General features: G+C 73.4%; 18 protein-coding genes. 5 read left to right on the top strand and 13 right to left on the bottom strand.

The features are described 5' to 3' along the window. Positions 1-15: 15 nt before the first annotated feature. From ACYBSK_RS21920 to ACYBSK_RS21905, 4 genes are all read right to left on the bottom strand, one after another. Positions 16-294: a hypothetical protein gene (locus ACYBSK_RS21920; RefSeq protein ID WP_460242987.1), complete on the bottom strand. Its 279-nt coding sequence runs from the start codon at positions 292-294 to the stop codon at positions 16-18. A gap of 187 nt (positions 295-481) precedes the next feature. After that, a complete protein-coding gene (locus ACYBSK_RS21915; protein ID WP_460242986.1) occupies positions 482-1,354 on the bottom strand; it encodes an arylamine N-acetyltransferase family protein in 873 nt (290 codons plus the stop codon). A gap of 29 nt (positions 1,355-1,383) precedes the next feature. After that, a complete protein-coding gene (locus ACYBSK_RS21910) occupies positions 1,384-2,457 on the bottom strand; it encodes a maleylacetate reductase (protein ID WP_460242985.1) in 1,074 nt (357 codons plus the stop codon). A gap of 28 nt (positions 2,458-2,485) precedes the next feature. Next, a complete protein-coding gene (locus ACYBSK_RS21905; protein WP_460242984.1) occupies positions 2,486-3,367 on the bottom strand; it encodes a dioxygenase family protein in 882 nt (293 codons plus the stop codon). A gap of 115 nt (positions 3,368-3,482) precedes the next feature. Between ACYBSK_RS21905 and ACYBSK_RS21900 the strand changes: the two genes are divergently transcribed. Continuing rightward, a complete protein-coding gene (locus ACYBSK_RS21900; RefSeq protein ID WP_460242983.1) occupies positions 3,483-4,715 on the top strand; it encodes an MFS transporter in 1,233 nt (410 codons plus the stop codon). 35 nt (positions 4,716-4,750) lie between these two features. Here ACYBSK_RS21900 and ACYBSK_RS21895 read toward each other — a convergent pair whose 3' ends face one another. From ACYBSK_RS21895 to ACYBSK_RS21875, 5 genes are all read right to left on the bottom strand, one after another. Continuing rightward, positions 4,751-6,040, bottom strand: coding sequence for a hypothetical protein (locus tag ACYBSK_RS21895; protein ID WP_460242982.1), 1,290 nt, complete (start codon positions 6,038-6,040; stop codon positions 4,751-4,753). After that, on the bottom strand, positions 6,037-11,154 hold the full coding sequence (locus tag ACYBSK_RS21890) for a hypothetical protein (RefSeq protein WP_460242981.1): 5,118 nt from the start codon (positions 11,152-11,154) through the stop codon (positions 6,037-6,039). Before ACYBSK_RS21890 ends, ACYBSK_RS21895 begins: the two co-directional genes overlap by 4 nt. Next, positions 11,154-13,220, bottom strand: coding sequence for a CHAT domain-containing protein (locus ACYBSK_RS21885; RefSeq protein WP_460242980.1), 2,067 nt, complete (start codon positions 13,218-13,220; stop codon positions 11,154-11,156). The genes ACYBSK_RS21890 and ACYBSK_RS21885 overlap by 1 nt, the downstream gene beginning before the upstream one ends. A gap of 37 nt (positions 13,221-13,257) precedes the next feature. Continuing rightward, complete coding sequence (locus ACYBSK_RS21880; RefSeq protein WP_460242979.1) at positions 13,258-14,118, bottom strand: hypothetical protein; 861 nt, start codon at positions 14,116-14,118, stop codon at positions 13,258-13,260. Between the two features lie 263 nt (positions 14,119-14,381). Then, positions 14,382-15,257 carry an EamA family transporter gene (locus tag ACYBSK_RS21875; protein WP_460242978.1) on the bottom strand — a complete coding sequence of 292 codons (876 nt, stop codon included), beginning with the start codon at positions 15,255-15,257 and terminating at the stop codon, positions 14,382-14,384. A 138-nt stretch (positions 15,258-15,395) separates the two neighbouring features. Here ACYBSK_RS21875 and ACYBSK_RS21870 point away from each other — a divergent pair, with 138 nt between their 5' ends. The 3 genes from ACYBSK_RS21870 (at position 15,396) to ACYBSK_RS21860 (ending at position 17,079) form a co-directional block, all read left to right on the top strand. Continuing rightward, positions 15,396-15,458: a hypothetical protein gene (locus ACYBSK_RS21870; protein WP_460247074.1), complete on the top strand. Its 63-nt coding sequence runs from the start codon at positions 15,396-15,398 to the stop codon at positions 15,456-15,458. Positions 15,459-15,471: 13 nt separating this feature from the next. After that, positions 15,472-15,897 (top strand): NUDIX domain-containing protein, encoded by a 426-nt coding sequence (locus tag ACYBSK_RS21865; RefSeq protein WP_460242977.1) that lies wholly within the window; start codon positions 15,472-15,474, stop codon positions 15,895-15,897. Between the two features lie 114 nt (positions 15,898-16,011). Then, positions 16,012-17,079, top strand: coding sequence for a YncE family protein (locus tag ACYBSK_RS21860; RefSeq protein WP_460242975.1), 1,068 nt, complete (start codon positions 16,012-16,014; stop codon positions 17,077-17,079). A 9-nt stretch (positions 17,080-17,088) separates the two neighbouring features. Here ACYBSK_RS21860 and ACYBSK_RS21855 read toward each other — a convergent pair whose 3' ends face one another. The 3 genes from ACYBSK_RS21855 to ACYBSK_RS21845 form a co-directional block, all read right to left on the bottom strand. After that, positions 17,089-18,423 carry an amidohydrolase family protein gene (locus tag ACYBSK_RS21855; protein ID WP_460242973.1) on the bottom strand — a complete coding sequence of 445 codons (1,335 nt, stop codon included), beginning with the start codon at positions 18,421-18,423 and terminating at the stop codon, positions 17,089-17,091. Between the two features lie 64 nt (positions 18,424-18,487). Further along, a complete protein-coding gene (locus ACYBSK_RS21850) occupies positions 18,488-18,976 on the bottom strand; it encodes a nucleoside deaminase (protein ID WP_460242972.1) in 489 nt (162 codons plus the stop codon). Then, positions 18,973-20,367 carry a purine-cytosine permease family protein gene (locus ACYBSK_RS21845; protein ID WP_460242971.1) on the bottom strand — a complete coding sequence of 465 codons (1,395 nt, stop codon included), beginning with the start codon at positions 20,365-20,367 and terminating at the stop codon, positions 18,973-18,975. The genes ACYBSK_RS21850 and ACYBSK_RS21845 overlap by 4 nt, the downstream gene beginning before the upstream one ends. Positions 20,368-20,592: 225 nt before the next feature. Between ACYBSK_RS21845 and ACYBSK_RS21840 the strand changes: the two genes are divergently transcribed. Next, a complete protein-coding gene (locus ACYBSK_RS21840) occupies positions 20,593-22,116 on the top strand; it encodes a PucR family transcriptional regulator (RefSeq protein ID WP_457478875.1) in 1,524 nt (507 codons plus the stop codon). 5 nt (positions 22,117-22,121) lie between these two features. Here the strand turns inward: ACYBSK_RS21840 and ACYBSK_RS21835 are convergent, their stop codons facing one another. Next, positions 22,122-24,473 carry an ATP-binding protein gene (locus tag ACYBSK_RS21835; RefSeq protein WP_460242970.1) on the bottom strand — a complete coding sequence of 784 codons (2,352 nt, stop codon included), beginning with the start codon at positions 24,471-24,473 and terminating at the stop codon, positions 22,122-22,124. Positions 24,474-24,551: the final 78 nt, after the last annotated feature.

Raw genomic sequence — 24,551 nt, 5'->3', positions numbered from 1 at the left:
CGGGCGCAAGCGCCGTCAGACGTCGGACACCGGGGCCGCCGGGGGAGTCGCCCGGCGCGCGCCGCGCCGCAGATGCGTCAGCAGGCCCAGGAATCCCGCGAGGAAACCGCTGATCAGCCCGGACACGGCGTGGTTGACGGCGTTGGCCGCCGCGCTCGCGGGGACGCCGACGATCAGGTAGTTGGCGAGGGCGCTCATCACCGCGCCGATGAGGGCCCCGATGACTCCGCTGACGACGGACATGCGGACTGCCGAAGGCTCGGTGCGGTTCCGGGTGACTCTGGAAGCAGCCATGGCGGGGTCCTCTCCGAAGGGTGACATGCCGGTCCGTGGCTGAGGCACGCGGCCCGCCGACGTACCCGCAACTGTGCTGATGGCGCGCCCGGTTGGGAATCCTCCGGGTCATCGCGACCGCTGATGCCGCCGATCCACGGCGTGGATGCCCCGGCGGCGGCCGCGTGCCGTCAGTGGTTGCCCACGGTCACGCGCCCGCTCGCCGCCGCGCCTCCAGCTCCGCCAGCCGGGTCACCAGGAGGTCCGCCTCCTGAGGGTCCACGCGGATGTCGAAGACGTCGTCGAGGAGCCCCGGTACCTCGTGCGGGCGGACGGACTCCTCCACGGGGGCGGCCCCGCCCGGCCGCTGTGTCGTCCAGACCAGCGCGTCGAGCGTGTCGTACCGGTCCGTGCGGAGCCGCTGGACGTACGGGCGGGTGACGAACGGGGAGCGTTCCTGCGTGGCCACGAAGTGGTTGCCGACCGCGTAGTCGACGGCGTACTGCGGGGTCTCGGTGAAGACCTGCCGCACCGTCCAGCCGTCCGGCCCCTCCGGCCCGTCGCCGAGCTGATGCACCGCCCAGCCCGGCGCACCGTGGGTGATGACCTGCCTGCGCAGCAGGTACGGCCACGGCCCGCCGTCGCTGCGCGCGCCGTCGACGAGCTCGATGGGCTCCAGCGGACTCGCCCCGAACCCGACGTCGGTCAGCAGGCGCCTGTCGTCCACATCCACGATCAGCATCGCGTGGGTCGCGGGGCGCGGCGTGGTGGAGTCCGCACCGAGCTGTACCCGCCCCGACACGGCCGTGAAACGGAAACCCAGCTTCTCCAGCACGGCGGCGAACAGCGCCGTGTGCTCGTAGCAGTACCCGCCCCGGCCCCTGCGGACCAGCTTGTCCTGGACCGACGGCAGATCGATCCGCACCTCCCGGTACAGAAAACTGTCGAGCGTGTCCCACCGCAGCCCCAGCACATGCGCACGCTGCAACGCCCGCAACGTCTCCGGCGTCGGGGCGCGATCGCCCTCGTACCCCACGCGGGCGAGGTAGGCATCCAGATCGAGTCGCTCACTGCTCCACATACGAGGGGCAACCCCCGGGCAGCCTGTGGCTATTCCGGACCGATGTCGCCCGGATCCGCGCCCTCCCACGCCGCCCGCAGCAACCGTCGCATCGCGGATTCGGTGACCTTGCGCGGGTTGGTCGGCGGGGCGGTGGCCGCGATGGCCGTCGCGGCGGTGTCGATGGCGTGGGTGCCGTCGAGGCCCAGGGCGCGCAGGGAGGTCGGTGCGGCCACCGTGCGGTGCAGGTGTTGCAGGCCGGCCAGGGCGGAGTCCGTGCCGAAGGCCGACGCGAGACGGTGTGCGGCCGACGGGGCGGCCGGGGCGTTGAAGGCGAGGACGTACGGCAGGACCACCGCGTGGGTCTCGGCGTGCGGCAATCCGAACGAGCCGCCCAGCACATGGCAGATCTTGTGGTGCAGGCCGGACCCGGCGGAGGAGAACGCCACCGCCGACAGGTGTGCCCCGTACAGCGTCCGCTCGCGTCCGTCGAGACCGGCCGGGTCGGCCGCGACCTTCGGCAGTCCGTCGGCGAGCGCGCGGACGCCCTCGCTCGCGAGCGCCTGGTCGATCGGGTCCGTGCGCGGCGCCCACATCGAGTCGACGCAGTGGGCGAGCGCGTTGAGGCCGGAGGCGACGCTCGTGGCGACGGGGAGGGAGCGCGTCAGTTCGGCGTCGTACACGACCGCGCGCGGGAGTACCCGCGGATCGACGCCGGTCGTCTTGCGCGCCCCCTCCGTCAGACCCCAGGTGCTCGTGGCCTCCGACCCCGCGTACGTCGTGGGGACGGCGACGATCGGCACCCCGGAGGTCAGCGCGATCGCCTTGGCGAGGCCCGTGGCGGAGCCGCCGCCGACGGTGACCACCAGGTCCACGCCGTGGGCCGCCGCCACCACCCGCGCCCGCTCCGCCGCCTCGACCGGCACGTGCATCACGACCTCGTCGTGGCGCACGGCCACCGGGACGTCCCCGGTGAGGGCCGCGGCGCGCTCGGACTCGCGCGGCGACGCGATCACCATCACGTGCGAGCCGCCGCACCGTTCCACCTCCGCGCGCACGACCGCCCGCGCCTCACCCGTGGCGAAGTGGACGCGCTGCGCGAGGGTCTCGTGTACGAACCGCATGGCGGGGGTGCTCCTGTGACTCGGTGGGTCAGGCGTGGGAGAGGACGATGTCGAAGCGCACCCGCGACCAGGCGCGGCCGTCCAGGTCCCGGCCGCCGGGGGCCGGCGTGCCCGCCGCCTGCCGGGCGAACTTCTTGACGAGCGACTCCTTCACCCCGAACACGGCGTCGGAGCCGAGCAGTTCGTCGCCCTCGACGAAGATGTGCGTGGTCAGCGTACGCAGACCGGGTGCCGTCACCATGAAGTGCAGATGGGAGGCGCGCAGCGGCGTCCGCCCGGTCCGCTGGAGCAACCGCCCGACGGGGCCGTCGTGCGGGACCGGATACGGCGTCGGGGTGAGCCCCCAGAAGGCGTACGCGCCGTGCTCGTCGGTGAACAGATGCCCGCGCGCCGCGGTGCGCTCCTCCGCGTACTGCACGTCGTACAGTCCGTCGTCGTCCGCCTCCCAGACGTCAAGTCGCGCGCCCGCCACGGGATGTCCGTCCGTGTCGGTGACCGTCCCCTCCACCCAGCAGGGCTCCCCGGGCGCCGCCCCCGCCAGGTCCCCGCCGAGCGGGATCTCGGGGGACCCCGCCACGAAGAACGGCCCCAGCACGGTGGCCTCGGTCGCACCCGCGGAGGCCTCGTGGTTGACGTTGATGATCTGCATCGAGGCGCCCAGCACGTCGGACAGCAGCACGAACTCCTGGCGTTTGTCGCTGGTGATGTGCCCGGCGGCGGTGAGAAAGTCGACGGCGTGCCGCCATTCGTCCTCCGTCGGCCGGACCTCCCGGATGAACCCGTGCAGGTGCCGGACCAGCGACCGCATCACGTCCCGCAGGCGCGGATCGGCGGTGTCCTGGAACGAGGCCAGCACCGTGCGCACGAGCTCGTCCTCGACGGTGGAATCCTGCGTCGTCTTCTCGGTCACGGGACGGTGCCTCCTCGCTCGCGTGGGTCGGCGTCGGCGGCCACGTCGCTTCCGTACCGAGAGCCGCGGGCCGACACAGTGAACGGTAGAACGGACAACGGGAGCGGGTGAACGTGTGAGGCGCTTCGAACGTCATGTCGCGGGTTCGGAACGCCGGATGGCGCCCGGACTCGCCCTGGCCGTCGTCGCGGCCGGCACCTTGCTGTCCATGAGCGTGTGGTTCTCGGCCTCGTTCGTGCTGCCGCAACTGCGCCGGGAGTGGGGCCTCGACGCGGGGTCCGGGGCGCTGCTGACCGTCGCGGTGCAGATCGGGTTCGTCGTGGGGGCCGTCGCCTCGGCTCTGTCGGGGCTCGCCGACCGCGTCGCGAACCGGTTCCTGATGTGCGGGGGCGCGCTCGGCGCGGCCGCGGCCAACCTCGGCGTGCTGGCCGCCGACGGGCTCGGGGCCGCCGTCGTCCTGCGGCTCGTCACCGGCTTCTTCCTCGCCGCCGTGTACCCGCCCGCGCTCAAGGAGACGGCCACCTGGTTCCGCGCGGGGCGGGGCAAGGCGCTGGGCGTGATGATCGGGGCGCTCACCGTCGGGTCCGCGCTGCCGCACGCCGTCAACGCCGCCGGGGGCGTTGACTGGCGCCTCGTCATCGCGGTGACCTCGCTCATGGGGGCCTGCGGCGGCCTGCTCGCCCTGACGTTGAGAACGCCCGGACTGTTCCCGTTCCCGCGCCGCCGGGTGACGGTCGGCGGAGCCCTGCGCTCCCTGCGCAACCGCGACGTCGTGCTGGCCGATCTCGGATACGTGGGCCACATGTGGGAGCTGTACGCGATGTGGGGCACGGTGGCGGCGCTGCTCGCGAGCGTCCCGGCGGTCGAGGACGCCGATCGTACGGACGTGGTGGCCTCGGCGATCGCCTTCGTGTGCATCGGCGTCGGGGCGGTGGGGTGTCTCGTCGGGGGCGTGCTCAGCGACCGGTGGGGGCGGGCCCCGGCCGCGCGGATGTGTCTGCTGTGCTCCGGGAGCGCCGCGCTCGTTCTCGCCCTGGGCCTCGACGTCCTGCCGTCGTCGGTGATCGTCGCGCTATGCGTCTTCTGGGGGTTCTGGGTGGTCGCCGACTCCGCGCAGTTCTCGGCGCTGGTCAGTGAGCGGGCCGACCCCGAGTACGTGGGCGGCGCCCTGTCGTTGCAGCTCGCGCTCGGGTACACGACCACCGTGCTCACGCTGTGGGGCGTGCCCGTGCTCGTCGAGCGGACGTCGTGGCGGGTGGCGCTGCTGATGCTCGTGCTGGGGCCGGTGGTGGGCGTGATCGCGATGAGCCGCTCGATCGTCAGGGACCGGCACCGGCCCTCGCCCTGAGCCCCGGCGCCGCCCCCCCTTGCGAGCCGTGTGCGTCAGCCGCCGCGCAACGCCCGCAGCAGCTCCGCCCCCGCCTCGCCGTCCCGCGCACGGCCCGTCCCGCCGCCCTCGGGAGCGCCGCGCGGGCCCTGCGGGCGCAGCGCCAGCGCCTCCGCGACGGCGCGGTCGCCCACCCGCCGGGACCGGTACTCCGCCGGGTCCGTGAGGAACGCGAGGGCCGCGGCCGCCAGGACACCGGGGACCCGGGACAGTCCCGACGGCATCCCGGCCAGGAGGCGCTCCGCGTGCAGCGGGGTGACGGGCGTCGCGGGAAGCAGGTCCGCGAGGCGCCGCCCGGCCAGCCGCGGATAGCCGGCGTCCAGGAGGGCTGCCGCCACCCCGGCCACGTCCGGGGAAGGGCCGTCCGCCAGCGCCTGGGCGATCGGCGCCGGCCACGTCCTCGGCCGCACCCGGTCGGCCGCGTCGAGGGCCGCCAGACACACCCGTAGCCGCGTGGCCGGTGGCGGGTGCGGGCTCAATTCCGGTGCCGTGTCGTCCGGTTCGGCGGTCAGCGTCGCCAGGACGTCCGCCAGCACCGCCGGGTACGCCACCCCGCAGGCCAGACTCGCGCACACATCGGCGAACACCTCCCCGGCCCACGCCGTCGGCAACGCGGTGGGCGCGAGACGCGCGTGGATCTCCGGCGTCAGACCGAAGTCGTCCTCGATGTGGTGGCCGACCTCGTGCGCGACGGTGAGGACGGCCGGGAGATGGGAGCCGTAGTACCAGGGCACGTCGATCACGGGGAACGGCAGGCTGCGCACCAGCCGGACGCCCGCGCGCGTATGGACGCCGCCGCGCGGCAGCAGGTCGCGGTACTGGCCGCCGCGCCGGTGCGCGCGCGGCGCCGGGTCCCGGCTGAAGGAGACCAGCGGCGGCTCCTTCGTGCGGGCGGCGCCGGACTCCAGGGCCGCCGCCAGCGGGGGTTCGTAGCAGGCCCACGCCAGTTCGTCCGCGGCGTCGAGGTAGCCGCGGTACTCCTCCAGCCTGCGCAGCGCGAACTTCGAGCGGAAGTAGTCCCAGACGTGGTGCAGGTCCAGGACCGTCACCGGCAGGGCCGTCGCGTCGTCACCGGCCGCGAGGTGGGCGCGCGCCGCGACCAGGCCGTCCGTCAGCAGCGTCTCCACGGCCGCGAGTTGACTGCGGTGCTTCTCCAGCGGGGCGCGCTCGCCGTACGCGAGCCCGCGCCACGCCGCGAGTTCGTCGGTCAGCCCGTCGATCAGCTGCTCAAGGCCCGCCGTCCTGCGCGCCGGACCGGACGGCGACGGGGCGGCCGACGACGTCACGACTGCCCCATCGGGCGGCGCAGCAGCGCGGAGGACGCCGCGTACAGCGCCGTCGCCCGCAACGCGTCCTCGTCGTTCTCGAAGGTCGTGCCCCTGTCCTCGCCCCCGGGGCCGCGCCCCCGCAGCCGCCGCACGGCGTGCGCCAGCGGATCCTGTTCGGACAAAGCCTGGTAGAAGGTGATCACGTGTTCCAGGCCGCCCTCGGGGAACAGGCCCGTGCACACGACCGCCGGACAGAAACCGATCCGGAACAGGTGCGCCGCGAAGAGATTGCGCAGGGCCAGCTGGACATGGATGTCCACCTCCGAACCCGGGCACGGCGGATCCAGCACGACCAGCGGCGTGGTCCCCGGCTCGAACTCGGCCAGCCAGCGCGAGAGTTGACCCGGGAAGAGATCGGAGCCGCGCGCCTTGCTCTCCAGGCGGCGGGCGTGACCGGGCGGTGAGAAGTCCAGGTACGGCATGCCGTCGCGCTGACGCAGCGGCGCCGCGATGTGCAGCACGTCGGCGCCCTCCGGGGCGGCGGAAAGCCGCCCGCCGATGTCGGTGACCGAGTCCACGACGACCAGCCGGACCGGGAACTCCCGCCGCTTGGGCAGCCGCCCGCGCTGCCAGTACGACAGCGGCACCAGCCGCTCGTCCTGCTTCGTGCCGAACACCAGCACCTTGCGCGGACCCGGCTGCCGCGCCTCGAGGCGTTGCAGCGTGCGCCGGGTGTCCGGCGTGACGATCGGCCACCCCGCGGTGGTGTCCCCGGGCTGGACGCGGCTCAGCGCCGCGCGCGTGTCGGGGCCCAGCAGGCCGTCGAGGTCGAGATGCTCGTCCAACTGCCGGTTCAGGGACAGTTGCAGCCAGCGGACGTCGATGTGCCGGGCCGCCGTCGGCAGCGCCCGGTACATGACCGGCTGCTCGTCGCAGCCCGCCGCGTCCAGGGTGTGCTGGAGCGTCATCTCCCACGGCAGCGCGTGCGCCGTGGCGTCGTCCGATTCGAGGCGCGCGTACCGGAGCCGGCGCAGCGTCGGCTTGCTGAGGGCGGCCCGCAGCAGCCACTCGTCGGCGTGCCAGGCCGCGAGCTTCGCCGGATGCGGCGAGGCCTCGTCGTCGACCGGATCGATGTCCGGGTGCCGGCGCAGCGCCAGCGCCCGCTCCCCGGGCCAGTCCTGGAACAGCCGCAGATCCTCCTGGACGTCCGCGTCGCGCAGCACCGGCCAGCTCAGGCTGCGCAGCAGTTCGTCGATCCGCTGCGGCACCCCGTCGACCTGGACGCGGCGCGCGCACTCGGTCAGCGTCACCAGAAGGCTCGGCTGCACCAGGCCGGTGTGCGAGGCCAGCGCCACGGCCCGGTTGAACGCCACCACCGCCTCCTCGTGGTCCGGCTCGATCCCGGCGAGCAGCAGCAGCGCGGCGAGCGCGAGCCGGGCGTGCGGAACGCGCGGCGCGCCGTTCGGCACGGGGCGGGGCCGCTCCCACGGCACCCGGCGCAGCAGCTCGACGGCGAGGTCGCGGTGGCCGAGCCGGGCGGCGATGCGACCGCACCGCCACACGATGAGCCGGTTGTCCCCGGCGCCCTCGACGAGGCTGTCGACCGCGCGCCGCAGCCGGACCGCGTCGCCGTTGCCGCCGACCTGCGCGATCAGCAGCCGGGCCAGCGCCCGGTCGGGGTTGTCGCAGTCCTCCGTCATCTCGTAGAAGGGGCGCAGCAGCGGCCACGGTACACGGTGTTCGAGGGCCGGGTTGTCCACGAGGTCGCGCAGTGTCGCCAGCCGCGCCTGGGCGGGGCGTACCTCGTCGAGCGCCCGCGTGAGGTGTGTCAGCTGCTCGTCGGCCGACTGGTCCTCGGTGAGCCCGGCGATCCGGCACAGCACCTGCAAGGGGCGGACGAGCGCGGGCAGTTCCCCGTACGGCACGGGCATGCCCTCGACGGACGTCACGCCGTGCGTGCGTTTCGCCCACTCGCGGGCGAGGAGGTGCAGCCGCAGCGCGAACTCCGGTTCCTGGCCCGGGGATTCCTTCGGTTCGAGGAGGCGGTGGGCGGAGGTGAAGTCCATGCTGTCGCGCAGCAGGAACCGGGCGAACAGGTAGTGGCACTCGGGTTCGCCCGTCAGATAGCCGAGTTCGGACCACAGGCCGGTCGCGCTGATGAAGCAGTCGTTGGCGTCCGGGATCTCCTGGAGCTCACCGAGGGCGACGCCCCGCAGCTGGGCGTTCTGCGCCAAGTGCCGGTAGCGCTCGGCTCCTTGGAGCTGTCCGGCGGCCGTGTCGGCGCGGCGGATCGCGGTGAGCGCCGGTTCCTCCCGGCCGAGCAGCAACTGCGCCTTGGCCTGCAACCGCGCCCGGTCCGCGTGCTCCGCCGGGGTGTCGACCCGTACCCCTTCGAGTACGTCCAGGGCCTGCTGCGGGCGGCGGCACCGCAGCAGCAGCCCGGCCTGCTGGGCGACGGCCGGGAACGTGGGCCGCCCGGCCCGCTCGCACACCTCGGCGGCCTGCGCGTACAGCTCGATGGCCCGGCCCACGTCACCCATCAGCCGCCGCTGCGCGGCCTCGGCCGCCGCGGCGCTCGCGGCGACCCCCAGCTCGCCGATGTCGTGCGCGAAGACGAGGACCTCGTGGTACGCGGCGGCGGTGTCCTGGGAGCGCAGCAGTCGCAGCTGCGCGGCGCGGATGCTCAAGCCCCACAGCCGTTCCAGGACGGGCAGCTCCGCACGGGACAGGACGTGCGCGTCCAGCAGCCGCACCGCGTCCCCGGCGTTCCCGCCCAGGCCCAGCATCGCGGCCCGCACGACGTCCTCACGCACCGAGTGCGGCCGCTCCTCGGGGCCGACGCCGCCCCGCTCGAACAGCTCCTGCGCGCGCGTCAGATGGAGTTCGACCTCGGCCCACACATGGTCGTGGACCTCGGAGGGCGTGCCCTCCGTCATGGCCTCGCGGAACTGGGCGTAGGCGATGTTCAGATGTGCCTCGGCCATCAGCGAGAACGTGATGACGGTGCCGTCGCGGACCTGGCGCGGGGCCTCCCGGTCCACGTACTCGTCGCCGAGTATCTCCTCGGCGAGGCCCCGGAGCTGGTCGGTGTTGCCGTCCGCCCAGGCGCGCTCCATCGCGTCGCGCCAGCGTTGCGGCGCCTGCGGATCACGCATCTGGAAGCGGTGGTACAGGGCCTCGCGCAGATACCAGGCCCAGCTCTCCGCGTCGGACCCGGCGGCCGCCTCGGCCCTCTCCTCGAAGCGCACGGCGAAGTCGCGGTGCAGCTCGGTGAAGACACTCTTGTCGGAGATCAGGTCGCGCATCGGGCCGAGGACCACGCTGTGGAAGACGACGGACTCCTCGTCCCCCGCGACCTCGCTGATCCACGAGGATCCCCCGGCGTACTGGAGCAGCTTCTCCCAGGCGTCGTCGAGACGCTCCCGGTCCGGCGGCGGCACCGGTGGGAACACCTCCTTCTTGTCGTGCAGGTGGTGCGCGTCGGTCAGCGGGTCGTCCACCACCGCGCCGGCGGTCATCCGCTTCTCCAGGTGCGGCCGCAGGATGTCGTGGACGTGCTCGCGGCGCAGCCTGCGCGGGATCACCCCGTAGCGCACCAGCCACAGCACGACCGGGTCCTCTATGCGGCGCAGGACCCGCTTGACGAGGTAGCGGATCAGCGGGTCGCGCAGGCTCGCCAGCTCCTGCGCGGTGATGTCCGGGTTCTTGTCGGTGACGTCGGCGAACAGCGCGAGGTGGAAGGGCATCCCGGCGCTGCGGCTCACGATGATCTCCCGCAGCTCCGGGTGCCGGACGTCGCGTATCTCGCGCAGATAGCGGTCCGCCTCGGCCGCGGAGAACTGCCGTACCTGGACGTTCTCGTAGTCGCCGAGCGAGGCGAGGGCCTGGCCGTGGCGGATGCTCAGATCGGGGCGGCCGGAGAGGATGAGGCGCAGCGCGGGACAGGCGCGCACCGTCTCGCCGAGCAGCCGCAGCAGGCCGTCCGTGCGCGACGCGCTGCGCAGGACGACCTCCTCCAGCGTGTCCACCACGAGCAGGACCGGCTGGGGCCGCTCCGCGCCGAAGCTCTTGTTGAACCGGGACGTGAACGCCTCGACGACCTCGCGGCCGATCCGGCTCTCGTCCTGCGAACGGATGCCGCGGGCGGCCTCGGCGGCCGAGCGCGAGGTGGGGCGGCGCAGCAGCGAACGGTACGCCGCGTACTTGTCGAGACCGGTGAACACCCTTTGCGGCAGCCGCTGTTCGAGCTGCTCGGCCGCCTCCAACAGCAGCAGCCACGGCCAGTGCGCCGCGTTGAGCGGGTCGACGACGTCGAAGTCGATGCGGGCGCAGTTGATGTCCGGGTCGGCGGTGACCGCCCGCCGCGACACCAGCCAGCGCAGCTGCATGGTCTTGCCGGTGCCGCCCGTGCCGTGCATCTGCCACACCCGCGGCCCCTGTGGGGAAAGGAGCCGCTTGGCCCGCTCCCACAGCCCGTCGGGTTCGAGGAACTGCGCGCACCGGGCGTAGTCCGCCGCCCAGTACGTGCGGGCCCGCAGGTATCCGGCCCGGTCCTCGGCCAGTTTGAGCAGCGGGCGCGGGGCGATCGTGGCCCGGTCGGGGTCCGCCAGGACGTCGACGAGGTCCTGGCACCGGGTGAAGTCGCGCTTCGCGTCGCTGGCCAGGAACAGTTCGGTGAAGAGCGCGGCGGCGGCCTGCGGGTCGGCGAGCATCAGGTGCCGCAGCCTCTCGTTCGGCCTGCCCCGCGCCCCCCAGTGCTCGCTCAGGCGCCGCTCCAGCTCCGGGAGCCGGGCGGGGTCCGGGGGAGCGCTGTTCTCCTCCAGCCACGGCAGCAGATACGCGGGCCGGTGGGTGTCCGGGACCTGGTAGCTCAGCCGCTGTCCGGCGACCTCCTCCACGGCGCCGCGCTGGAGCAGCGCGGTGAGGCTGGGCCGTGTCACGCCCAGGAAGGGCTGGATGACCTCGCGGTACGTCTCCTCGTCGAAGAACCGGGCGACCGCTGCGGCCTGGAGGACTTCCGTCCACTCCCCGGGCAGCAGGGCGCGCCGGATGTCGTCCAGGGCCTCGCCCTGGCCGAGCCGGTCCACGAGTTCGGCGAAGGCGGCTTCGAGACGGTCGTCGGATTCGGACATCAGCCCGCCTCCTTCAGTGCGCCGAGGCCGCTGAGCTTCAGCCAGGTGTCCAGGGCCTCCTGGTAGTCCCAGACGTGGAAGGTCTGCTGGTTGCCCTTGAGCCGGTCCAGTATTTCCTCGAAGCGCGCGAAGCTCTGCCGCCGCAGCACCTGGTTCTCGTGCACGTTGCGCTCCCAGAACTCCCTGGCCAGACGCTTGTAGTCGTGCAGCTGGAAGTCGGTCAGGACGACGGGGGCGCCCGGCATGAACTCCTGGAGGTGCTTGAACCCGGGCCAGCTCTGCGGCGCCACGGCCAGGATGCGCAGCGGGAAGTCGCCTTCGGCCTCCTGCACGGGCCCGAGCAGCAGCGGCAGCAGCGCGGTGCGGAACTCGGACTCCATGATGCGCTGGGCGCTGTCGATGGCCAGCAGATGCGGGCGGCGCCGGGCCACCGCCCGCCTGCGCAGGGTGTCCCGGAACTCCTGGAAGATCTCGGCCCGGCGCGCCTCCGCGTGCCGGTCGGCGTCCACCGCGAACGAGTGCCCGAGGTCCACCTCCGACGACGGCATCCGCTCCGCCCACTGCCGGCCGCCCTGCGCGGCGAGGTTGAGGACCTGGTTGAACCGGTTGAAGTCCGCGGCGTTCATGGAGTCGGGCTGCCGCTTGTCCGTGCACGCCTCGCGCAGCGCCCGCAGCACGGCGAGCCAGTCCAGCGTCACCGGTTCGTCGCCGTCGCCCCGGCCCGTGTAGTCGGCGAGGTCGATGTACGTGACGTCCTCGCCGCGCAGCATGCAGGTCAGCAGGCACCACTTGGCGAGCCACGTCTTGCCGGACCTCTGCTGCGCGGAGGTGATGGCGAGCAGCCGGTCGGGCGGGGCGGCGCCCTCGCACTGTTCCCACCAGCCCGTACGGCGTTCCCTGTCCCGCCCGAGGAACATCGCCAGCTCGGCAAACGGCCAACTGCGGTTCAGCCGCGTCAGCTCGGGCTCCACATGACCGAACTCCACGCGCACCACGTCGCCGGGGTCCTTCACCCCGCACTGGAGGACGGGCAGCGCCCACGAGGCGCCGTTCGGCTCGTCGATGTGCAGATGCTTGCGGGCCGCGGTGATGGCGGCGTCGATCGAGCGGGCGCGGGCCAGGTCCTGGTACAGCGCGTAGGAGAACTGGGCGGCGGCCGGTGACTCGATGTCGGCCTGCATGGCGACGACGGCGGCCGAGCCCCGCTCCAGACACGTGTCGATCAGGTCGGCGAACTCGGCCGCCGGGGCGTGTGCCTGCCGGCAGGCGTTGAGTACGACGAGCCGCGGCGTCCACGAGTCGTAGAGGTGGTCCATCTGTTCCGGGCCGAGCGTCCAGGTCTCCTCCGCCGTCGGCCACCGCGGGTCGGGGGAGCCGGTCTCGGGCTGCGCGGCGTTGAAGTGCAGCCCGCCCGCGTCACCGGCGACGGCGCGCATGCCGTGCCCGATGAAGTGCAGGACGTGCGGGCGCACATGGGCGACTTCGGCGATGAGCTCCCGCAGGCTCGGGCCGTCGACCACCTCGGTGTGCACCCGGCCGGGCAGCTGGGTGAGGGCGGCGCCGATCATCGCCAGCTCCTGGTCGGCCAGGAGGTGACGGTCGCGCGGATTGCACACCACCAGCAGCACCCGCAGCGGGCCGCGGGTGATCTCGTGCGGGCTCTTCACCGAGGTGACGACCCGTCCACGGCGCATCAGCAGCCTGCCGTTGCGCCACCACGCCTGGCGCTTGTCGCGCATCAGCTCCCAGGGCAACCGGCTCAGCTCCCGGCACTCGATGTCGACCCGGACCCGCAGCGGCTCCCGCTCGGACGCCTCGTTCAGGAGCCCCGGCCACAGCCCGGCGGGCGCCGCGTCGAACACGCCCTGGCACAGCCGCAGTCCGACGTCGGCCCGTTGCTGCGGTGTCGCACCGAACTCCAGTGCCCCGGTGAACTCCAGGGCCTTGGTGCCCGAAGGGTCGCGCGCGACCTGCACCAGCTCGTCGCCCAGTGCCCATGCGGACTCGCCGGTGTTCGTATGCAGTCGGACCAGGTCTTCCGTGATGCGAAGAACTACGTCGGTCATTGCCGGACCCCCGAGGAACTAGTGCTGTGCTGTGCGCTCACGCGCCGCCGGTCGCCTCCGGCGCGTGATCCTTCTGCTCGACCTGCTCGACCTGCTCGATGTGATCGGCCTGCGCCACGTGCTCGATCACGGACCGCGCTGCCTCGTGGGCCTCGTCCAGCAGGACCGGGGGCACGGGGCCCGCGGCGAGACCACGACCGGGCTGCGGGGTGCCGTACTCCTCCTTGACGCGCCTCCACCAGGTCCGCCGCACCCGGACGACCCGGTAGCAGGGGGTGAGGCCGGTGCCCGTCCAGGTCAGGCCGACCCGGCTCGTCGCGCTGAAGGCGGCCCGGCCCGCGAGGTCGACGAGTTGCAACGGGGCGGACCCGACCGCCCCGCTCAGCTTCAACTCGGCGCTGGCGCCCGCCTGTTCGGCGATGAGTACGGTACCCGCGCGGGCGCTGACGACATCGGTCACGACGAGCAGGGCCGGGTCCCAGTCGCCGCGCCACAGCCGCCGTACCAAGGTGTCGGCCAGCCGCGCCAGATCCGCGAGGCCCGACTGTTCGAGGCCCGTGTACACGATGAGGGCGCTGTGCTCGTCCCGGAACTCCACCAGCGCGCCGGCGTCGGCCGCCGCCACCGAGGAGAAGCCCTGCGCGGCGGCCCCCGCCGCCTTGAAGCGGACGGCGACGGTGCCTCCGGCGTCGTAGGTGAGGTCACCCGGAGCGCCCGCGGGGCCCGGCTCGGCCTCGATGCCGCGCTCCGCGAGGGTGCCCGCGGTGGCCGAACCGCCACGGTGCAGTGCCCGCACATCCCCGACGCGCACCGTCTGGGTCAGCGGCCAGGTGAACCACCAGCCGCGGTAGACGTCGCTGAGCGCTTTCCGGTATGCCTCGAACGAACCATTGGACATAGCCGCTCCTCCTCTGCCCCCGTGAGAACGCGGCACCTTTTTGGAGGCTAGCAGCGCTTCGGCCCCTCGGAGCCGGGCCGGACGGTACCTGCTGCGAGCCGTTCGGACCCCCTGTGACCAGGGCACTCCCGTTCCGAACACGCAGTCGCATCAGGAGTGCCACCGGGTCGCACGTGTCCCGCGGATCGAACCTCTTACGAAGACGGTGGTAGGGGACGGGGACGAAAACGCGTACACCCCTCGGTGGCCGTCACCACCCCGCGTCAGTCCGGTGATGCGGCCGACGCGCTCCGCACCGACCACACACCCGCGAGCACGATCAGCGCCCCGGCCGCGAGCTGCCGCCATGTCAACTGCTCGCCCAGCACGGCGAATCCGACCCCGGCGGCCACGGCGGGACTGAGCGCCAGCAGCACGCCGAAGGTGCGCGCGTCGACGCGCCGCAGCACGGTCATGTCCAGCGAGTACGGGATCAGGGAGGACAGCAGCGCCACGAGGAGGCCGACGACAAGGACGGCGGGGTGGTCCGCCACCCGGCCGCCGTCGGTCACGGCGGTCACCGGCGTCAGCACACAGGCGCCGACGGCCAGCGCGAGCGTCAGCCCCGTCCAGTCGGGGAACAGTCGCCCGACCCGCTGGCTCAGCACCACGTACGCGGCGCGGCACACCGCGGCGCCGCCGCCCAGCAGCAGCCCGGTGGTGGCGAGTTCGGCGCCCGGCGCCGCGAGGAGCAGCACCCCGGCGAGGGCCAGCAGCGCCACCAGGAAGTGCGCGAGCCGGCGGGACAGCGCGATCGACAGGGCGAGCGGCCCGAGCAGTTCCACGGTGGCCGCCACCCCGATCGGCAGGTGGCCGATGGCCTGGAAGTACGCCACGTTCATGCCCGCGAGGACCAGGCCGAGCGCCACGGCCGCCCGCCACCGGACGGCGCCGACACCCCGCAGCCGGGGCCGGACCAGCAGCCAGAGGATCGCGGCGGAGAAGAACAGCCGCATCCCGGCGAGCGCCGTGGGGCTCACGGACCCGTACGCCTCCTTGGCGACCGCCGCACCCACTTGCAGGCTCGCGATCTGCGTCAGCATCAGCGCCGGGGCGGCGACGCGAGGGCTCTTCGGGGCCGTTCCTGCTGCCGTGCGCATGCGATTCCTCCGGGTGGTCGCCGCGTCCGCCCGCGTTCCGGAGCGGCTTCGGTGCCCACGGTGCTGTAATGGCCTTGTGCACTTCAACCATTACGGGGGAGAGGCCGCTCCCGGGGCGGCCGCCGGACGTACTGCTCGGTGCGGTGCGCGAACAACGACGCGGTGGCGCGCCATCGCGAGCGGCACAGACCGACACCGTGAAGGGGACGACACCATGAAGGACACCTCGGGCGCGCGACCCGCCCGCGTGCGCACCGCCGCCTACGTCACCCGTGACGCTCCCGGCGGCCGGGAACTGCTCGTGTTCGACCACCGGGACCAGCCCGACGCCGGCACCCAGGTACCGGCGGGCGGCGTCGGGCCCGGTGAACCGCTCACCGAGGCCGCGCTCAGGGAGATCACGGAGGAGACCGGCGCCGCCGTCACCCTGGGCGCCGCCCTGGCCGTGCAGCAGCGCCCGCACCCGCACACCGGGGAACCTCGCGTCACGGTGTTCTTCCACGCCCGCACCACCGACAGCCGCGACGCCTGGACGCACACCGTCACGGGAGGCGAGGGGGACGCCGACCGAGGCATGGTGTTCCGCTGCTTCTTCGTCCCGCTCCTTGAGCGGTCGGGGGCCACGGTCACGCCTTCCTGACCGGCCCCGCCCGCGAAGCGGGGTGGCGGGCCGACGGTTGCCCGACACATTGCGAGCGCATTAGGTTAGCCTTACCTAATATTTACCGATGGATCGGCAGAGAGACCGCACCCCATGCCTTCGCTCCACAGACGTGTCCACCGCGCCGCGGCAAGCGCCGTCGCCCTCGTGGCCTGCACCGCGTTCACGCTGACGCAACCGGCGCTCGCGGCCGCCGGCGCCGCCCCGGCCGGCTCGACGCTCACGTCCGCGCCGCTGGCCCCCGGCCTGTACCAGTCCGCGTACTCCGAGCGGAACGACACGCTCTGGGCGACCAGTTCGGTGGGGCAGCCGCCCGCGCCGGTCACGAGCTCACGGCTGGTGCGGCTGGACCCGGACACACTTGAGGTGGAGGCGACGTACCCGACACCCCGCGACGACACCGACGGCACCATCGAGGCCGCCTACGGCATCGACGTGGACGACGAGCACAACACGGTGTGGGTCACCAACACCCGCAACGACAGCCTCGCCGTGTACAGCCAGCGGACCGGCCGCCACCTCGCGACCGTGCGCGGCGTCGCGCACGCCCGCGAGATCGTCGTCGACGAGAAGCGCGACACCGTGTGGGCCACCGCCTTCGGCACCGGCGACGTCGTCGCCTTCAACACCCGTACGTACAAGGAGACTCGGCGCGTCACCGTCGAGGGTGCGGGCCCGACAGGGCTCGCGGTGGACGAGCGGACCGGGACCGTGCTCGCCGCCGACTTCACCCACGACCGCATCATCCGGATCGTCCCGGGCTCCGACACACCGCGCCTCGTCCCGACCGGGGACGGCCCCCTGTCCATCGCCCTGTCCGCGAACGGCCGCACCGCCTACACCGCCGACCAGGGCGCAGGCGGGGTCTCCGTCGTGGACCTGCGCACGGGTGAGGTCGTCCGGTCCGTCCCCACCGGCGAGGGTGCCAAGTCCCTTGCCACCGTGGGACGTTCGGCGCGCGTACTGGTCGTCAACCGGCTCGCCGACAGCGTGTCCCTCGTCGACACCCGCACCGGGACCGTCGAGGAGGCCATCGACACCCGCGCCCTCCCCAACCACGTCCACCTGGCCGACACCGACACCGCCTACGTACTGGACAAGTCGGCCACCGGCCCGAACGGCGAGGACCACGTCACCCGCATCGACGTGGCCACCCGCTGACCCCGGCCGTCACCCCTGCGCCAGCGCGGCCCGGCGCCGGAACAGCTCCTCCGCCGCGGCCTGCGCCCGCAGCCGCACCGTCTCCGTGTCCACGCTCAGCACCTTCCCTCCGGACACCTTCAGCTCGCCGTCGACCCACACATGGTCGACGTCGGCGGCCGACGCGGAGAACACCAGGTGCGGGACGGCGTTGAAGTCCTCGCCGTGCAGGAGCGGCGTGGTGTGCAGGCGGCGCAGGTCCACGGTCACCACGTCGGCGCGCCTGCCCGGCACCAGCGAGCCCGTGACATCGTCCAGGCCGAGGGCGCGAGCACCGTCGCGGGTGGCCATGTCGAGGATGTCCCACGGGTCGCCCGTCGTCGGATCGAGCGACGTCACCTTCTGGAGGAGCGAGGCGAACTTCATCTCCTCCAGAAGGTCCAGGTTGTTGTTCTCCTTCTCGCCGTCGCTGCCGAGCCCGACGGCGATGCCGCGACGGCGCATGTCGGCGACGCGGGCCGGACCCGACGACAGCTTCATGTTGGAGCACGGGCAGTGGGCGACGCTCGTCCCGGTCTCCGCGAGCAGGTCCAGCTCCCGGTCGTCGAGCCACACACAGTGGGCCACGACGGTACGTGGCCCGAGGATCCCGCGGTGGTGGAACTCCTCGACGGGGCGCCGCCCGAACCGCCGCACGGACTCCTCCACCTCCCACGTCGTCTCCGAGGAGTGGGTGTGCAGCCCGGTGTCGTACTCCTCGGCCAGCTCCGCCGCCGCCCGGAACGCGTCCTCGCTGCAGTAGAAGAGGTGCTCCAGGCCCACCCACGAACGCACCCGGCCGCCCGCGTACGTGCGGTAGTCCTTCAGCAGCCGCCGGTTGGTCTCCAGCGTCTCGAAGTAGTCGTAACCCGGCAGGTCCGCGACGTACGGGACGAGCGTCGCGCGGATGCCGACCCGCTCCGCCGCGTGCGCCGAGCCCTCCATGTGGCGCCACATGTCCATCACGGACGTGGTGCCCGCGCGCAGCGACTCCGTGTAGCACAGCAGCGACGCGGCCTCGGCGATCTCGGGGGTGAGCGCCTTGTGGGCCGGGTCCACGTAGTCGCGCAGCCAGTCCCACAGCGACTTGGACTCGGCGGTGCCGCGCAACAGGCCCGAGTGCAGGTGGGTGTTGTGCAGGCCGGGCAGGACGGCGTGCCCGGAGGCGTCGATCACCTCGGCGTCCGTGGTGGCGAAGGCCTCGGGGCGGTCCACGGCGACGATACGGTCGCCCTCCAGGAGGACGGAACCGGGGTCCAGGACGGCGCGCGTGCCGTCGCAGGGGATGACGATGCCGCGGTGGATCAGGGTGCGACGGGATGACATGGTGTGCTCCTCGAACAGGGGGCCGGGGCACGGGAAGTGCCGCCGGCCCGGGTACGGGTACGGCTCAGTTCCAGAAGCCCGCGTGGACGGCCGCCGCCTCCTCGCGCAGGCACGGCCCGACCACCCGCACCGTGCGCTGCCCGCGGTCCAGCACCTCCCGGCAGGGCAGCGCCATCGTCGGGTTCTCCGGGTTCGCCCCGGTCAGCGCGAGGAGTTCGTCCTCGCCGAGGGCGTACGCGATCCGTCCGATGCCGCTCCAGTAGACGGCGCCCGTGCACATCGCGCACGGCTCCGTGGAGGTGTAGAGCGTCGCGCGGGCCAGCGTCGCGGCGTCGTACGCGCGCGTGGCGAGACGGACGAGATTGGTCTCCGCGTGGCCGGTGGCGTCCCGCTCGGTGACGACGGTGTTCCCGGCCTCCAGGACCTGCTGCCCGTCCAGGACGAGCAGCGCCCCGAAGGGATGGTTGCCGCCCGCGCGGGACTTCGCCGCGACGGCGACGGCCGTGCGCAGGAACGCCTCGTCCTGGGCGGTGGGCGCGGTGGTGATGGTCATGCGTCACTCCTCGACTTCTCGTACGGTGCGGGTGTTCCGGTCGGTTGGGGCGTGCGGGGGCGTGGGCACAGCACGGAGTACGCGGCCCCCGCCACCGCGAACCCGACGAACAGGCCGAGCGAGCCGAGCACCGGATGCGCCTCGGCCAACGGCCCCGTGTACAGGGACTGGTTCATGAACGGCAGCTCCGCCGCGACCGCGAGCAGCACGCAGGGCAGACCCCACCCGAAGCGGTGCCCCGGGTCGTACGGATCGGCGAGCACGTGCCGCCCCCGACCCCAGTACGCGACGATCATCACCGCGCCCCACGGCGCCAGCCAGTACCCCGTCATCAGCAGGAAGTCGTTCAGCTGCGCCGCGAAGTCACCGTGCCCCGCGTACCAGGACAGCGCCGTGCCGAGGCCGCCGACGACGAGCACCGACACCCAGCGCGGGATGCGGAACCCGGCGACCAGCGCCGCCATCGCGCCCGAGTACAGGTCGATGACCGTGGAGGCCAGCGTCGACAGCAGCAGACACAGCAGCACCACCGCGGCGAGCGCGTCCGGCAGCAGACCACTGACCATCCCGCTCGGATCGTCGAGCGCGCCGACCGTGCCGAGCGCCGCGCCCAGCGAACCGATCCACACCCCGGCGACCGCGCTCCCGCCGCCCGCCGCGAGGAACACCCGGCCCGGCCGGCTCTGCCGCGGCAGATAGCGGCTGTAGTCGGAGGCGTACGCGGACCAGCCGAGCACCCGGGCCGCGGTGACGGCGACGACCAGCAGGAACGCCGCCACCGAACCGTCGACCGGAGGGACGGGCGCGCCCGCGCGGGCCTCCCCGAACCCGTACACCGACATCACCGCGAACACGGCGACGAGCACCACTGCCAGCACCCGCTCCACCGTGTGGATCAGGCGGTAGCCGACGACCGCGATGCCCAGCTGCGCCAGCGCCATCAGGGCGAGCGCCGGGGCGAAGCCCATACCCGTCAGATCACGCAGGATGAAGATGCCGAGCAGCGAGTCGACCACACACCAGCCGACCCCGTTGACGACGGTGAACGCGGCGGACGGCAGATTCCCGAGCCGCCCGAACGGGCCCCGCGACTGGATGAGTTGCAGCACCCCGGTCAGCGGCCCGCGCGTCGAGAACAGGCCGACCAGCGCCGAGCTGAGCAGCGTCCCCACGACGATCGCCGCCACCGCGGGCAGCAGATCGAGACCGAACACCGACGTCGACAAAGCGCCCACGCTGAGCGTCGCGAACTGCACGTTCGCGCCGAACCACAGCGTGAACAGCGACCAGGGACGGCCGTGCCGACGCGTAAGCGGCACGGGCTCGGCGCCCAACCGCTCGATGGAGGCCGGCCGTTCGGCGGCGGAGGGACGTTCGGGATCGGCGCGCATGGCGGGGCTCCTCACGACGAGAGGACAAGGGGTGGACATGCGGCTCGTTGCGTCCCTCAGTGAACCCGCGGCGCGGCCCGCCCGGGATTGAGCGTCTCTCCAGACGAGCGGCCCTTTTCGCGCGATGCGCCCGTACTATGCTCCAAACCCCGTGCACGCCGGTGTGCATCGCCTGTAACACGAGCCACCCGCCCACCCCGTGGACGGCGCCCAGGAGGCCGACCGGTGCAGCTCACCGAACTTCTCGCCATGCCCCGCCTGGGACTGCGCCCCGTCGTCGGCCCCGCCCCCGACGCCCCGCGCATCCGTGGCGTCTACACCACCGACCTGTCCGACCCCGGCCGCTACCTCGACGGCGGCGAACTCGTCCTGACCAGCACCACCTGGTACCACGAGCCCGCCGACGCCGAGGTGTTCGTCGCCGCGCTGTCCGGGGCCGGGGCCACCGCCCTCGTCGCCGGGACCGCCGACGTCGGCGCGCTGCCCGAGCCGCTGGCCGAGGCCTGCGCTCGGCACGGGCTGACGCTGCTCACCGTCGACGACGACGTGTCGTTCGCCGCGCTCACCGAGACCGTGCTCGCCGCGCTCGGCGGCGCCCACCGGCGCGCCCCCTCCGTCAACCTGCACCGCGGCCTGGTCGCCAGCATGGCCGCGGGGGAGGGCGCCGAAGGACTCGTCGACGTGTTCGCGCGGGCCACCGGCGTCTGGTGCGCCGTGCTCTCCGCGACCGGGGCGCCGCGCGCCGGAGGAGTGCCCTCGGTCAGCGAGCGGCAACTCGCCCGCGCCCACCACGACGCGCTCGGCGCGGGCGGCTTCCCCGCCGTCCGTACCGTCCCCGGCTGCGGCGAACTCACCCTGTTCCCCGTCCAGTCACCCGCCGCGCGCCGCCCGCCCGCCGGGTACCTCGCCGCCTCCGGCGACTACCGGACGTGGGCGCCGGGCGTCGCCGACGCCGCGTGGGAGGTGTGCGCGCTGCTCGCGCTCGACGGCGCCGCCGTCCAGGAACGCCGCCGTATCGAGGCACGCTTCCTGCGCGAGGCCGTCGACCTGCTCACGGGCGGCCACGAGGAGGAGGCCGCGGCCCGCCTCGCCAGCCTCGGCCTGCCCCTCGACACCCCCCTGAGCGCCGTGTACGTACGCACCACCGGCACCCCGTACGGGACCGAACTCGCCGCCACCGTCCTGGAGGACGTCGCCGACCGCCGCCCCGGCTGCTCGGTGCCGATCCCCGCCGAGGGCGGCGCCCACCTCATGCTCGTACCGGACCGCGACCACGAGACGCCCGCCGCCGCCGAACGGCTCGCCCCGCTCCTCGCGGACGGCCACGCGGCCATCGGCACGGGCGGACCCGCCACCGGCGCGGCCGGGCTGCGCCGCGCCCTGGAGGAGGCCCGCAACGCGCTCCGCGTCGCCGCCCTCGGCACGGGCACCGTCCGCACGGCCGACAGCGGCGCCCTGTCCTCGTACCAACTCCTGCTCGCCGCCGTCCCCGACGACGTGCGCCGCTTCTACCGCGACCGCCTCATCGGTGTCGTCGAGCGCTACGACGCCGAGCACGGCAGCGAACTCGTGCCGACCCTCACCGCGTTCCTCGACGCGTCCGGCTCCTGGCAGCGCTGCGCCGACCAACTCCACGTCCACGTCAACACATTGCGCTACCGGCTCCAGCGCGTGGAGCAGCTCACCGGCCACAGCCTCGCCACCCTGCGCGACCGCGTCGACTTCTGCCTTGCCCTGAGCATCACCTGAACCGGCTACGCGCCGTACTCGCCGCGCCCCGCCGTCGCCAGCTTCACCGCGATCCGGTTGCGGGAGGCGATGCCGAGCTTGGACAGGATCCGCTCCATGTGCGCGTCGACGGTGCGCCGGGAGATGAACAGCCGCTCGGCGATCTCCCGGTTCGACAGGCCACCCGCGGCCAGGCGCGCCACCTCGTGCTCGCGGCGGGTGAGCGACTCGCCGCGGCCCGTGCGGCGCTGGCGCGGCACCTCCGGCTGGTCGAGGACCAGATCGGCGGCGCCGCTCAGCGCCGCGGCGAACAGGGCCTCGCGGGGTGCGGTCGCGCCCAGCTGCCACAACTGCTCGTAGAGGTCCCCGCCCAGCTCCGAACGCGTCGCCTCCGCCGCCGACCGGTGGTTCTCCACGGAGACCGGAGCCCCGCTCAGCAGCTCGCCGCCGGTCGACTGCCACAGCGCGTCCGAGCCGCCGAACAGCCAGGCCGCACGCCGGTGCCGGCCGTCGCGCGCCGCCGTCCACGCCATGATCTCCACCGCGTACCCGCAGCCGATGACGTCGCCCAGCGCCGCCTTGAGCGGCAGCGCCTCCTTCAGCGCCGCCTCGCTCGCGCCCGGGTCCCCCTTCGCGTAGTGGCTGAGCCCCGCGACGGTGTGCACGAAGCCGCGCAGCCAGCACTCCCCGGAACCCGCGCCGAGCCGGGCGAGCCCCTGCCCGGCTCGCTCCAGAGCGAGGTCGTCGTGCCCCGACAAGTGGTACTGGTACCCGGCCTGCACATCGAGGGAGACCAGGCCGATCAGGTCGCCGAGCGCCGCCAGCCGCTCCTGGGCGGCCACCCCCGCCCGCTCGGCCCGCTCGAAGTCGCAGGCGAACGTGTACGCGCAGTGCAGATACAGCCAGCCGCGCGCCCGGATCAGGGACTCGCCCAGCCGGTCGGCGATCTCGATGCCTTCGTTGATCTGCGCCACGGCGCCCGCCGGGTCGCCCTGGAACGTCCGGATGTATCCGCCGACGATCAGCGCCCAGGCCCGCTCGGGCGTCGCCCCGGGGAACGCCGCGGCGGCCTTCTGCTGCCAGTACCGGCCCTCCGTCAGCAGCCCCGTGATCTGCCAGTACCCCCACAGCGCCCCGGCGAGCCCGGCCCCCTTGCGCTTCCGGTCGCCGCGCACCAGCGCGTACTCCAACGCGAGCCGGATGTCCGGGTGTTCACGGCGCAGCGCCTGGCAGCGGGGCAACTGGTCGTCGTCGATGAAGTGCCGGTCGAACTCGTCGGCCGCCTTGACGTAGCGGGCCAGATGCCGGTCGCGGGCGGCGGTCTCCTCGCCCGACGCGGCGAGCTTCTCCGCCCCGTACTCGCGCAGCGTGTCGAGCATCCGGTAGCGCGTCGCCCCGTCGGCGCCGGAGCCGGGGCCGAACTCGTCCACCCGCTGCACCACCGACTTGTCGACGAGGTCGATGAGCACCTCCATCACCTCGTCCGAGCCCAACTCGCCGAAGCCGCACACCTCTTCGGCCGCCGCGAGGTCGAAGACGTCCCCGAAGACCGACAGCCGCGCCCACAGCCGCCGCTCGCGCGCGTCGCACAGGTCGTGGCTCCAGTCGATGGTCGTCCGCAGCGTCTGGTGGCGCGGCAGCGAGGTCCTGCGGCCGCCCGTAAGGAGACGGAAACGATCCTCCAGACGGTCGAGCAGCTGGTTCAGCGGCACCGCCCGCAGCCGCACCGTGGCCAGTTCGATGGCGAGCGGCATGCCGTCGAGGCGACGGCACAGCCGCACCACGGCCTCCCGGCTCGCGTCGGTCACCTCGAACCCGGGGACGACCGCCGCGGCCCGCTGCTCGAACAGGGCGACCGCCTCCCCGCCGCCGTCCGACACACCGAGCGGCGACAGCGGGAAGGTGTGCTCGCCAGGGACGTCGAGCGGCTGCCGACTGGTGGCCAGCACGCGTACGCCGTCGGTCTCGCGCAGCAGCACGTCCACCAGCTCGGCGCAGGCGTCCACCAGGTGCTCGCAGGTGTCGAGGACGATCAGCGCCGGATGCTCCCGCAAGTGTTCCAGCACCACGTCGAGCTGCGGCCGCCCGGACTGCTCGGGCAGGTCGAGGCAGGCGGCCAGGGTGTGCGGCAGCAGGCTCGGATCGTGCAGCGCCGACAGCTCCACCAGACACACCGGCACCTCCGTACCGCCGGTCCGCCCCGCCAGCGCGCGCAGCGCCAGCCGCGTCTTGCCGACACCACCGGGACCCACCACGGTGACACAGCGCTGCGTCCCCAACGCGGCGTCCAACTGCGTCAGTTCCGGGGCCCGGCCGATGAAACCGGTGAGTTCACGGGGGAGTTCGCCGGGGCGGCGACGCACAATGCCGAACGTCATGCAGCGGATTGTGCCCGCCGTCGCCCGAGCGGGACGCGAGCTGCGCCAACCTCCACACGACAGAGTGACCCACCTTGT

The organism is Streptomyces sp. BYX5S (genome assembly GCF_054724165.1).
The sequence above is the reverse complement of the archived record's forward strand: the minus strand, read 5'-3'. Positions and strand labels throughout refer to the sequence as shown.